We start from the raw sequence: 11919 nt of genomic DNA, 5'->3' as shown, positions 1-11919 counted from the left end.
GTCACGGCGCGGCGGCCGTGAAAGGTCTTCGGGGAGGGTGGGCCGGTCAGCGCCGGCCCGGCGCGGCGGTCAGTGCGCGGCCGGGGCGGGCAGCGGGGGCGATTCCATGCCGGCCGCCTGCACGAAGGTGAGCGTGGTCAGGTAGCTGGCCTCGCCGTACTTCTCGCCCGCGTGTTCGCCGGGTTGCTTGTCGCTGTGCTTGACCTCGGCCACGTACTGGCCCTTCCAGGGCAGCTCGAAGTGCACCGTGCCTTCGGCATTCGTGGCGGCCTCGCGGGCCCAGCCCGAGGGCGATACCAGGGTCACCTGGGCCTTGGGCAGCGGCTTGCCGTTGAACACCACGCGCAGCTCGCCCGCCTTGCCGGTGGGCACCACGTCCAGCGGCGCGGTGGCGGCCACGGGCTGTGCCAGGCTGGCCACCCAGCGCGCGGCGGGGCGCCACAGCAGCGGTGGCTGGCCGGCCTTGGTGCGGTCGATCAGCGGGTACGGCGCCTCGGCGAACAGCGTGTCGGCCGGCGCCGGCAGGGCGTAGGTGAACGCGGTGGCGGTGCGCTGGCCTTCGATGCGCCGGGCCTCGCCGCCACGTGGCTGCTGCTGCTGCTCGAGCACCGGCACGCCCTTGAACTTGTCGAGCGCACCGGGCGACTTTTCCAGCAGGCCGTCGGCATATTCGCCGAACTGCACGCGGGCCTGGGCGCCGCTGGCCTCGATCCAGACCTGGTGGGCCTGGACGGCCGTGGCCGCCAGCGCGGACAGCACGGCGGCGGTGATGGGCTTGAGCAAGGTGGACATCGGAAAGCTCCTGTGAAACAGAGGTTGAAAAAACGTTTGCTATCAAATAAATAGCGACATGCCCTAGAAGAAAATGCGCTGGAGGCCGTTTTGATGCAAAAGGGCCATGGCGGCCGGCTGCATCGGGGCCCCGCTCGGCCGTGCGCCTAGTAGCGCGCCTTGAGCGCCACCGTCACGCGGCGCGGCTCGCCGTAGAAGTTCTGGCGGCCCAGGCTGGAGACCTTCTCGTAGTAGGTCTTGTCGAACAGGTTGTCCACGTTCAGGCTCACCGAAAGCTTGTCGTTGATCTGGTAGGCCACCTGGGCGTTGAACAGCGCGTAGTCGCCCGAGGTCAGGCGCACCGTGCCGCTTTGCGCGAAGAACTCGCTGCGGTAGCTCACGCCGCCGCCCACGCTCAGCCCCTGCAGCACCGGGCCCTTGAAGGCATAGCGGGTGGACAGGTTCACGCTGTGGCGCGGCGTGATGGGGCTGAACACCTGGCCCTGCTGCGACACGGGGGCCTGCAGGTACTTGGTGGCGGTGAAGGCGTAGCCGGCCAGCACGTCCCAGCCGGGCGCGACCTGGCCGCTCACCTCGGTCTCGAAGCCCTGCGCGCGCACCTTGCCGCCGGCCAGGGAGGCGGTGGGAACGTCCGGGTCGGCGATGGCGCGGTCCTTGTCCAGGATGCGGAAGAGGGCGAAGTGCGTCTGCAGGCGCTTGTTCAAAAACTCGCCCTTCACGCCCGCCTCGATCTGCGAGCCCGAACGCGGCGTGAGCAGGCGGCCCGCGCGGTCCAGGCTGGACTGCACCACGAAGGTCTCGGCATAGCTCGTGTAGGCCGACAGGTTTTCGTTCAGCTCGTAGATCGCGGCCACCGAGGGGATGAACTGCCGTCCGGGGTCGGCGGTGGCCGTGGTCTGGCCCGTGCTCAGCGTGCGCGTCTCGGCCTTGGCCCAGGACAGGCGCCCGCCGGCCAGCACCTTCAGGCGCTCGGCCACGCTGACCTGCGCCTGGCCGTACAGCGCGTTCTCGGTGCGCCGGGTGGCGCTCTGAAAGCCAGGCAGCGTGATGCTGGGGTAGGGCAGGTCGTACTGCGGATTGAAGATGTTGGCGGTGCGGGGCGCGCCGAAGGCGGAGTTGCCGTCCAGGCTTTCACTGGTCGTGTGGCTCACGCCCAGCAGCACGCGGTGCGTGCGGCCGGCCAGCGACAGCGGCGAGGCGATGTACAGGTCGTAGTTGCGGTCCTTCAGATCCTGCTGGAAGTCCACCGACTGCAGCTGGTAGTTGCCGTTGGCCGCCACGGCCGAGTTGGCCCGGACCGAGCGGTACAGCGATTCGCGGTGCACGTCGCGCGCCACGAACTTGACCTGCCCGCCATTGGACAGGCGGTGCTCCAGTTCGGCGAAGGTGTCGGTGTTGTCCAGGTCCTGGCGGTTGGCGGCGATGCCCGCGAACGTGGAGCGCGGCACGTCCAGCAGCCGGCCGTCGGCATACGCGGGCAGGCCCTGGTCCACCGTGGCGCGCACCTTCTGGCGCGTGTGGCCGACCGACAGCGTGGTGGACGGGGTGATGTCCAGCTCCAGCGTGCCGTAGCCCAGGGTCTTGTCGTTCTTCAGCGTGGCGACGTGGCTGTCGCGGTCGTCCTTCACCGCCACCACGCGGCCGCGCAGCGTGCCCGCGGCGTTGAGCGCGCCGGTCAGGTCCACGTCGGCGCGGCGCATGTTCCACGACCCCGCGGACACGTTGGCGTTCAGCCCCAGGGCGGACTGCGCACGCTTGCGCACCAGGTTGATGGTGCCGCCGGGTTCGCTCGCGCCCTGCAGCAGGCCGGACGGTCCGCGCAGCACCTCGATGCGGTCGTAGATGGCGGTGTCCATCGCGGTGGCGTAGTTGGGGCCCTGCGGGATCGGCACGCCGTCCAGCAGCAGCGCGCCGATATCGAAGCCGCGCGACTGGATGGTGTTGTAGTTGCCGGCGCCATCCAGGCGCGTCACGTTCACGCCGGTGGTCTGCTTGACGGCGTCTTCCAGCTTGGTGAGGTTCATGTCATCGAGCCGCTGGCGCGTGATCACGCTCACCGACTGCGGCGTCTCGCGCGGCGACTGCACCAGCTTGCCCACGCTGATCTCGCGGGCGATGTACTGGCCCGAGCCCTCGGTGGCCTCGCCCTGCGGGGCATCGGTCACCTTCACCTCGGGCAGGGCCACGGTGGGCGCCGCCGTCTGGGCGTGGGCGGTGGTGGCTGCGGCGAGCCATGCGGCCGCGGTGATGGCGTTCAGGGGAGGCAATCGCATGAAAGGCTTTCCGTCGATGAAAGAAACGACACGGCGTGGAGAACATGGCATCCCGCGCGCCGGGGGGCTGCGGGTGGCTGGAAAAACGGAACCGGGCGCGAACCCGGTCGGCGGGCCCTGGGCTAGAGCGCCAGCGCCAGCAGGGCCGCGGCACCGGCCACCAGGCCCAGCACGGGCAGGCGGCGCGGCTGCCAGGTGGCCACGGCCGTGGCGCACACGGCGGCCAGCGACAGGGCCATGGTCCACCACGTCACGCTGAGCGCGGCGGTGCTGTCGCCCGGCCACGCGGCGGCATGCACGAGCGACAGCGCCAGCAGCGCCCAGCCCACGCGGCGCAGCGTGCGCAGCTGGCGCTCGCCGCCTTCGCGGTTCCAGGCGTCCTGGTGGTGGCGGTCCATGCCCAGCGCCAGGCCCGACCAGCCGGCAAAGCAGAGAAAGAATTCGAACATGGCGGTCAGGCTCCTGCGGCAGGAGTGGAGGGGGTGCTCGGGGGCGTGGCGGAGCCGCTCTCGGTGGACCGGCCCCGGGTGGCGGCCACTTTCGCGCCGCGCGCGGGGCGCAGCCGCCAGGCCATCCAGCCGAGCAGGGCGCCGGTGGCCAGGAACGACAGGTCCATGCCGGCCCACATCCATTCGCCGGCCGGCAGCGTCACGCCCAGGTGGGTGTGCGTGGTGAAGGCGTTCAACACCGGCAGCGCGGCGAACACCGCGCCCGCCAGGCCCAGCAACGCGCTCCAGCCCCAGCGGTCCGGCCGCACGATGCCGATCAGCAGGGCCAGGCCCCACGCGCCGAAGAAGCACGACAGCTCGGCATCGGCCCGGCCTTCCAGGTCCAGCGGCAGCAGCCGGTTGGAGGCCAGGAACACGCCGGTGGCCAGCGGCAGGCCGCCCAGCAGGGCCACGTTGAGGCTGGCCACCAGGCGCTCGCCGCGCCGCAGCGGCGGCGCGGCGGCGCCCTTGCGCTGCGCCTGCTGGCGGCGCTTGACGCTCCAAAGCACCATGCCGGTGGCGATCATCAGGCTGCCCAGCACGCCGAAGCCGAACAGGCCCCAGCGCATGCCCGGCCCGGCGAAGCGCGCCAGGTGCAGGCCGTAGAGCACGCGGTAGGTGCGCAGGGCGGGCGAATCGGGGTCGATCAGCGCGAGCGTCTCGCCGGTGACGGCATCGAAGCGCATGCGGGCGGGGCCGTACTGCAGGCGGTCGCCGTCGTGGCGGGTGACCTCGATCACCGCCCGGTCGCCGTCGCGGCGGGCGCTGAGCCCGCCGATGCGCGCATCGCCCCAGGTGCGGTGCGCGCTGGCCAGCACGGGCGCCAGATCGGTCAGGGGCAGCGCCGGCACGGCCTCACCCGGCGCGCGGCGCGCGCTGCGCCCCGAGGCCGTGTCGCCCTGCATCTCGGCGAAGTAGGTCTGCGAATCCGTGCCCTTGGGGCCGGGGTAGGCCGCGGCAATGCCCGAGGGCATGTACATCGAGTGGAAGATCATCAGCCCGCTGAAGGTGATCATCAGATAGAACGGCAGCACCAGCACGCCCGAGACGTTGTGCGCGTCCAGCCACGCCCGCTGCCCGCCCTTGGTGGGCCGGAAGGTGAAGAAGTCCTTGAAAATGCGCCGGTGCGTGACCACGCCGGTCAGCAGCGCGATGAACATCAGCATGGTGGCCACGCCCACCACCCAGCGGCCTTCCAGCGTCCAGCGGCCTTTTTGCGCGGTGCGCAGCTCGAAGTGGAAGCGGTAGAAGAACTCGCCGCCCATGGTGTCGCGCGTCTCGATGGCCTCGCCGGTCTGCGGGTTCATCAGCAGGGTCTTGAAGCGCCCGCCCTCCTTGCCGCGCCACAGGATGGTCACGCCAGGCTGGCGCTCGTCGGGCAGGCGCATGAACCACTGCGTCACGTCGGGCACCTTGCGGTGCAGCGCCTGCTGCGCGCGCTCGGCCACGTCGGCGCTGGCGGGCGGCAGGGCATGCAGCTCGGGCCGCATCCACAGGTTGAATTCGGTCTTGAAAAAGCTCAGCGTGCCGGTGAAGAAGATGGCGAACAGCAGCCAGCCCAGGATCAGGCCGGACCAGGTGTGCAGCCAGGCCATGGCCTGGCGGAAACCCTCGCGATCGTGTGTGGTCTTCGGCTTCATGCGCCCCCCAGCCAGCGGGGCGCCATCGCCAGCGCGCCCAGGGCGAGCGCCGGCAGCCCGAGGGCGCCCCAGGCGCCCCAGGCCGTGCGTGCATAGAAGGCCCATGCCACGGCGCAGGCATAGACCAGCCATGACAGCAGCGTGGCGGTGAGCACCGCCTCCACACGCGGCATGAACGGCATCAGGCCGAGGGTGAGGGCGGCGGTGGCGGCCGCCGCCAGCGCGTAGCCACCCAGCCCCCCCGCCAGGGCGCGGGAGGTGATCGCCAGGCGGTAGCGCCAGTCGACGCGGGCCGCCTTCATGGCCGGGCGGCGCCCACCGGAGCGATGGCAGCCGCGTGGGAATGGGTGACGGAAAAAGGGTGATCGGCCGGGGTGGCGAAACAGGCGCGCGCAGGACAGTGCAGCATCGAAAGGCTCCATGCAGGTTGGGGCGCTGGCTGCAGGCGGGGCACGGGGCCCGGGGCGAACTGACTGGCTGGCTAGGCCGGTATTCTAGGTTTCATGAGAATCGTTCGCATTCCGTTGTATGCAATCGCAACAAACAGTGGGAACTTGGGCGCCATGGGCACGCCACCTGATGCGTGCGCGCCACACTTTGAGGGGCGGGACCGGGCCGGAAACGAAAAACCGGCCCGAAGGCCGGCTAGAGCGCGGGGTACCCGAGGGCGGGTGCCGGGCGGGCGGGGCGTTATTCGATCTCGCCCATCTGCGACTGCAGGTAGTTCTGCAGCCCGACCTTGGCCAGCAGGTCGATCTGCGTTTCGAGGAAGTCGATGTGCTCTTCGGTGTCGTCCAGGATGCCCTGGAGCAGATCGCGAGAGACATAGTCGCGCACCGTTTCGCAGTGGGCGATGCCGTCCTTGATGGTGGCCTGGGCGCCGCGCTCGGAGCGCAGGTCGCATTCGAGGATCTCGGGCACGTCCTCGCCGACTTGCAGCTTGGCCAGGTCCTGCAGGTTGGGCAGGCCGTCCAGCATAAAGATGCGGTCCATGAGCTTGTCGGCATGCTTCATCTCGCCGATCGACTCTTCGTATTCCTTCTTCGCCAGCTTGTCGAAGCCCCAGTGCTTGAGCATCCGGTAGTGCAGGAAATACTGGTTGATGGCCGTCAGTTCGTTCTTGAGCTGGGCCTGCAGATGCGAAATGACCTGTGCGTCGCCTTGCATGGAGATTCTCCTTGTGTGGGTTTGGGGTGCGATTGTCATGACGCGGGCCACGTGGCGCAAGGCAATCTCCCTGCCCGGGCGGTATGGCTGCGTTTGATGCTGAGTTGTGTTCGCGTTGGGCGTCCTCAGATACAGTCGTTCGCTCCTGCCCACGCTACCGAGCCCCTTGCTTTTTATAGTCTGTGGCAATCGACTTGATGAAGTCAATTAATTGGATTGATGGATTGGGAGCGCCTAAACTTCAGGTTTTCGTGTTCAGCCATCAACCTAGGAAACAGCAATGTCCCTGATCAATACGCAAGTCCAGCCCTTCAAGACCACCGCTTTCGTGAACCGCGACGGCAAGGGCGACTTCATTGAAGTGACCGAAGCCAACCTCAAGGGCAAGTGGTCCGTCCTGATCTTCATGCCGGCTGCCTTCACCTTCAACTGCCCCACCGAAATCGAAGACGCGGCCGACAACTATGCCGAGTTCCAGAAGGCCGGCGCCGAGGTCTACATCGTGACGACCGACACGCACTTCTCGCACAAGGTGTGGCACGAAACCTCCGACGCCGTCGGCAAGGCCAAGTTCCCCCTGGTGGGCGACCCCACGCACCAGCTGACCAACGCGTTCGGCGTGCACATTCCTGAAGAAGGCCTGGCACTGCGCGGCACGTTCGTCATCAACCCCGATGGCGTGATCAAGACCCAGGAAATCCATTCCAACGAAATCGCCCGCGACGTGTCGGAAACCCTGCGCAAGCTGAAGGCGGCCCAGTTCACCGCCGCCAACCCAGGCCAGGTGTGCCCCGCCAAGTGGAAGGAAGGCGCCAAGACGCTGACGCCTTCCCTGGATCTGGTCGGCAAGATCTAAGCCCCTCGGCCTCCCGCAGGAGCGGGGCGCCCCGGGCGCCCCTGGCCGGACAGCAGCATGGCGTGCGCGCCATGCCGTCCGGCTTTTTTTCGCCCGCTCACCCCCGATTTCTCCGCTCCGTGCCCGGCACTGGCCGCACCGCCCAACGACATAACTCGAATCGCAAAGGACACCACCATGCTCGACGACCAACTCAAAACCCAACTTTCGGCTTACCTGGAGCGCGTGACGCAACCGTTCGAGATCGTGGCGTCCCTGGACGGCAGCGAGGTTTCCACCCAGACCCGCGAACTGCTGGAAACCATCCAGGGCCTGCGCAGCGACAAAATCACCCTGCGCACCGACGGCAACGACACGCGCAAGCCCTCGTTCAGCCTGCAGCGCGCCGGCACGCAGACCCACCTGCGCTTCGCCGGCCTGCCGCTGGGCCATGAATTCACGTCCCTGGTGCTGGCGTTGCTGTGGACCGGCGGCCACCCCCCGAAGGTGGAGCAGGACGTGATCGAGCAGATCCAGGCCCTCGATGGCGACTTCGAGTTCGACGTCTACATGAGCCTGACCTGCCACAACTGCCCGGACGTGGTGCAGGCGCTGTCGCTGATGGCCATCCTCAACCCGCGCATCAAGACCACGGTGATCGAAGGCGGCGCCTTCCAGCAGGAAGTGACCGACCGCGAAATCATGGCCGTGCCCATGGTGTTCATGAACGGCCAGGTGTTCGGCTCGGGCCGCATGACCGTGGAAGAGATCGTGGGCAAGCTGGACACGGGCGCGGCGGCGCGCGATGCGGCCAAGCTCTCGGCCAAGGAAGCCTTCGATGTGCTGGTGGTCGGCGGTGGCCCGGCCGGTGCCGCGGCCGCCGTGTATGCCGCCCGCAAGGGCATCCGCACCGGCGTGGCCGCGGAGCGCTTCGGCGGCCAGGTCAACGACACGCTGGACATCGAGAACTACATCTCGATCAGCAAGACGGACGGCCCCAAGTTCGCCGCGGCGCTGGAGCAGCACGTGCACGACTACGAGGTGGACCTGATGAACCTGCAGCGCGCCAAGGCCTTGAAGCCTGCCGCAGCGGAAGGCGGCCTGATCGAGGTCGAGCTGGAAAACGGCGGCACCTTGCGCTCGCGCACCGTCATCCTCTCGACCGGCGCGCGGTGGCGCAACATGAACGTGCCCGGCGAAGACCAGTACCGCACCAAGGGCGTGACCTACTGCCCGCACTGCGACGGCCCGCTGTTCAAGGGCAAGCGCGTGGCGGTGATCGGCGGCGGCAACTCCGGCGTGGAGGCGGCCATCGACCTGTCCGGCGTGGTGGCGCACGTCACGCTGCTGGAGTTCGCGGCCGAGCTGAAGGCCGACGCCGTGCTGCAGCGCAAGCTGCGCAGCCTGCCCAACGTGACCGTCATCACCCAGGCGCAAACGACCGAGGTGCTGGGCGACGGCAACCGCGTGACGGGCCTGGCCTACCAGGACCGCGCGAGCGGCGAGGCGAAGCAACTGGCGCTGGAAGGCATCTTCGTGCAGATCGGCCTGCTGCCCAACACCCAGTGGCTGCAGGGCACGGTGGAGCTGTCGAAGTTCGGCGAAATCGTGGTGGACTCGCATGGCCGCACCAACGTGCCGGGCGTGTTCGCCGCGGGCGACGTGACCACGGTGCCGTACAAGCAGATCATCATCGCGGCGGGCGAGGGCGCGAAGGCGGCCCTGGGCGCATTCGACCACCTGATCCGCACCACCGCACCGGCGTGATCGCAGGCGCACGGGCGCCTGGATGATGGGCGCCACGGCGCCCCGCTCCTTTTTTCTGTCTTTTCAAAGCACAAGGCGGCCTTCGGGCCGCCTTGTGCTTTTTGTCGTTCTGCCGTGCGCGGGAGAGGGGCGTCCCTGCCCCAGGAAGGCCGCTGCCGTCATGGCGCTGACATGGTGCGGGCGGATCATTCGGGTTGCAGATTCCTGCGTTTAAGCACTTTTCTGCAACTGCAAGGCGGTCCCCCCGAAGTTCGGTCTTTGGCCCAGTCCGCCGCTTGATCCACTCGACCCGCGAGACCCTTCCATGACCTTGATCCCTGCAGCCCTCCGATCGCGCCCCCGCTGGGCGCGGCCGCTCTTCATGTTTCTGGCCGGTTCGGCGATGGCGTTGGCCCTGGCGGGCTGCGGTGGCAGTGGCGGAGGCGGCACCTCCGCCGATGCCCCCGGCGCCGAAAAGACCCAGCTGCGCTGCGCCCCTTGATCGCGCGCGCCTTCCCCGTCGAACCCACGCAGAGCACACCATGACCATCGATTCCCGGAAACGCAAGTTCCTCCAGGCCGCGGCCGGCACCACCGCGTCCGCCGCGGCGCTGAGCCTGTTCCCGCCCAGCATCCGCCGGGCCCTGGCCATTCCGGCCAACCACCGCACCGGCACGATCCAGGACGTGGAGCACGTCGTGATCGTCATGCAGGAAAACCGCTCCTTCGACCACTACTTCGGCACCTTGCCCGGCGTGCGCGGTTTCGGCGACCGCTTCACCATCCCAGTGGCCGGCAGCCGCAGCGTGTGGCAGCAGCTGGACAAGAACGGCGCGCCCGTGCTGCCCTACCACCTGGACCAGAAGGCCGGCAATGCCCAGCGCGTGAGCGGCACGCCCCACAGCTGGGTCGACGCGCGCAACGCCTGGGACCGCGGCCGCATGCAGGAGTGGGCGCGCTACAAGCAGCCCCAGTCCATGGGCTACTACACGCAGCAGGAGGCCCCGTTCCAGTTCGCCCTGGCCGAAGCCTTCACGGTGTGCGATGCGTACTTCTGCTCGCTGCACGGCGGCACCAATTCCAACCGGCTGTTCCACTGGACCGGCACCAACGGCGCCACGGGCCCCTCCGGCCGGGTGGTGGTGAACAACGCCCTGGACGAGCTCGACTCGGACACCGACATCCGCACCGGCGGCTACGACTGGGCCACCTACCCCGAGCGGCTGCAAAAGGCCGGCGTCTCGTGGATGGTCTACCAGAACATGCCCGACAACTTCACCGACAACCCGCTCTTCGGCTTTCCGCAGTACCGCCAGGCCAACCTCGCCTCGGGCAAGCCGGTCTATCACGACCGCGACGTCAACCCCGCCTACGACCCCGCGAGCGACAACGCCGGCAACCCGCTCTACAAGGGCATCGCCAACACCATGCCGGACGGCGGCTTTCTCGGCACCTTCCGCAAGGCGGTGCTCGACGGCTCGCTGCCGCAGGTGTCGTGGGTCGTGCCGCCCGCGACGTACTCCGAACACCCGGGCCCTTCCAGCCCGGTGCAGGGCGGCTGGTACGTGCAGGAGGTGCTCGATGCCCTCACGGCCAATCCCGATGTGTGGAGCAAGACCGTGCTGCTCATCAACTTCGATGAGAACGACGGCTACTTCGACCACCTGCCGCCGCCGTGCGCGCCGTCGCTGGATGCCAGCGGCGGCAAGATCGGCAAGTCCACGCTGAGCGACCGGGACATGGCCTACGAGTACTACACGCACACCCCGGTCCCCGGCACCGGCATGCCGCCGCCCGATGGCGACTGCTACGGCCCCGGTCCGCGCGTGCCGATGTGGGTGATCTCCCCGTGGAGCCGCGGCGGCTGGGTGAATTCGCAGAACTTCGACCACACCTCCGTGCTGCGCTTTCTCGAAGCCCGCTTCGGCGTGCAGGAGCCGCAGATCAGCCCCTACCGCCGCGCGGTGTTCGGCGACCTCACCACGGCCTTCAACTTCGCCACGCCCAACGACGGGCCGCTCGCCGCGCTGGCCGGCCGCCGCACGCGGGACGATGCCGATGCCCTGCGCGCCGCGCAAGGGGCGCTGCCGCAGATCGCCGTGCCCACGCCGCAGGCCCTGCCGCAGCAGGCCGTGCAGGCCCGGCCCTCGCGCGCACTGCCGTACGAGCTGCACACCAGCGCCCGGGCGGAGCCGGCCGCGGGCACGGTGCAACTGCTGTTCTCGAACACCGGCACCAGCGCGGCCGTCTTCCACGTCTACGACCGGCTGCACCTGGACCGCGCCCCGCGCCGCTACGTGGTGGAGGCGGGCAAGCAGCTCGACGACCGCTGGAATGCCGGTACGGACGATGCGGGCGCCTACGACCTGTGGGTGCTGGGGCCGAACGGGTTCCACCGCAGCTTCGCGGGCCAGCTCGGCGCGCTGCGCGCCCCCGGCGTGCCCCAGCCCGAAGTGCGGGTGTGCTACGACATCGCCAATGGCAACGTGCACCTGACCTTGATGAACGCGGGCGCTGCGGAAGCCGTGCTGCGCGTGCAGGCTCTGGCCTACCGCCAGGACGGCCCCTGGACCGCCACGGTGGCGCCGGGCCAGGCGCAGGACCTGCAGTGGGACCTGGGCGGCAGCGCCCGCTGGTACGACTTCCAGGTCACGTGCAGCGCGCTGCCGGGCTTCGTCCGCCGCTTTGCCGGGCGGGTGGAGACGGGCCGCGACGGCTTCAGCGATCCGGCCATGGGGCAGGGCGGCCGTTGATCGCCGAGGGGGGGTCTGCGCTGCCCGGGTGGGGGCGCAGCAGCCTCACCGAGGGCACCGTCGTGGTGGGTTTGCTATATTTTGTATAGCGTAATGCCCTAGAGCGTGTTATGAACTTTGCTCCGTGAGAGCGAAGCCAAGGGTAGAGTTTGCAGATGCCCCGCAAGCCCTACCCAACAGACGTCAGCGATGAAGAATGGAGCTTCGCTGCGCCTTACCTGACCC

Annotated in this window: 10 protein-coding genes; 4 read left to right on the top strand and 6 right to left on the bottom strand. The window is 68.9% G+C overall.

The features are described from left to right. Window positions 1-69: 69 nt before the first annotated feature. The 6 genes from AVAK2825_RS06510 to bfr form a co-directional block, all read right to left on the bottom strand. Entirely contained in the window at window positions 70-792 is a 723-nt protein-coding gene (locus AVAK2825_RS06510; protein ID WP_284395368.1) for a DUF4198 domain-containing protein, read from the bottom strand. A 146-nt stretch (window positions 793-938) separates the two neighbouring features. Further along, the gene (locus AVAK2825_RS06505; RefSeq protein ID WP_284395366.1) at window positions 939-3065 is read right to left on the bottom strand and encodes a TonB-dependent siderophore receptor; all 2127 of its coding nucleotides are present in this window, start codon (window positions 3063-3065) and stop codon (window positions 939-941) included. 122 nt (window positions 3066-3187) lie between these two features. After that, window positions 3188-3514, bottom strand: coding sequence for a DUF3325 domain-containing protein (locus AVAK2825_RS06500; protein WP_284395364.1), 327 nt, complete (start codon window positions 3512-3514; stop codon window positions 3188-3190). Window positions 3515-3519: 5 nt separating this feature from the next. Further along, window positions 3520-5193, bottom strand: coding sequence for a PepSY-associated TM helix domain-containing protein (locus AVAK2825_RS06495; RefSeq protein WP_284395361.1), 1674 nt, complete (start codon window positions 5191-5193; stop codon window positions 3520-3522). Continuing rightward, a complete protein-coding gene (locus AVAK2825_RS06490; protein WP_284395359.1) occupies window positions 5190-5495 on the bottom strand; it encodes a DUF3649 domain-containing protein in 306 nt (101 codons plus the stop codon). The genes AVAK2825_RS06495 and AVAK2825_RS06490 overlap by 4 nt, the downstream gene beginning before the upstream one ends. Before the next feature lie 388 nt (window positions 5496-5883). Beyond that, complete coding sequence (gene bfr / locus AVAK2825_RS06485) at window positions 5884-6360, bottom strand: bacterioferritin (RefSeq protein ID WP_092744334.1); 477 nt, start codon at window positions 6358-6360, stop codon at window positions 5884-5886. 280 nt (window positions 6361-6640) lie between these two features. On the opposite strand from bfr, the gene ahpC reads away from it, so the two are divergent. The 4 genes from ahpC to AVAK2825_RS06465 all read left to right on the top strand — a co-directional run bounded on the left by ahpC (window position 6641) and on the right by AVAK2825_RS06465 (window position 11694). Beyond that, a complete protein-coding gene (gene ahpC / locus AVAK2825_RS06480; RefSeq protein ID WP_272551795.1) occupies window positions 6641-7216 on the top strand; it encodes an alkyl hydroperoxide reductase subunit C in 576 nt (191 codons plus the stop codon). 177 nt (window positions 7217-7393) lie between these two features. Beyond that, window positions 7394-8962, top strand: coding sequence for an alkyl hydroperoxide reductase subunit F (gene ahpF / locus AVAK2825_RS06475; RefSeq protein WP_284395348.1), 1569 nt, complete (start codon window positions 7394-7396; stop codon window positions 8960-8962). 304 nt (window positions 8963-9266) lie between these two features. Then, window positions 9267-9443 (top strand): hypothetical protein, encoded by a 177-nt coding sequence (locus AVAK2825_RS06470; RefSeq protein WP_284395346.1) that lies wholly within the window; start codon window positions 9267-9269, stop codon window positions 9441-9443. Between the two features lie 40 nt (window positions 9444-9483). Beyond that, window positions 9484-11694, top strand: coding sequence for a phosphocholine-specific phospholipase C (locus tag AVAK2825_RS06465; RefSeq protein WP_284395343.1), 2211 nt, complete (start codon window positions 9484-9486; stop codon window positions 11692-11694). The last annotated feature ends 225 nt before the right edge of the window (window positions 11695-11919 follow it).

Origin of the sequence: Acidovorax sp. SUPP2825, assembly GCF_030158995.1 — a bacterium.
GTDB lineage: Bacteria > Pseudomonadota > Gammaproteobacteria > Burkholderiales > Burkholderiaceae_C > Paracidovorax.
This window is presented reverse-complemented; position numbering and strand designations above follow the sequence as displayed.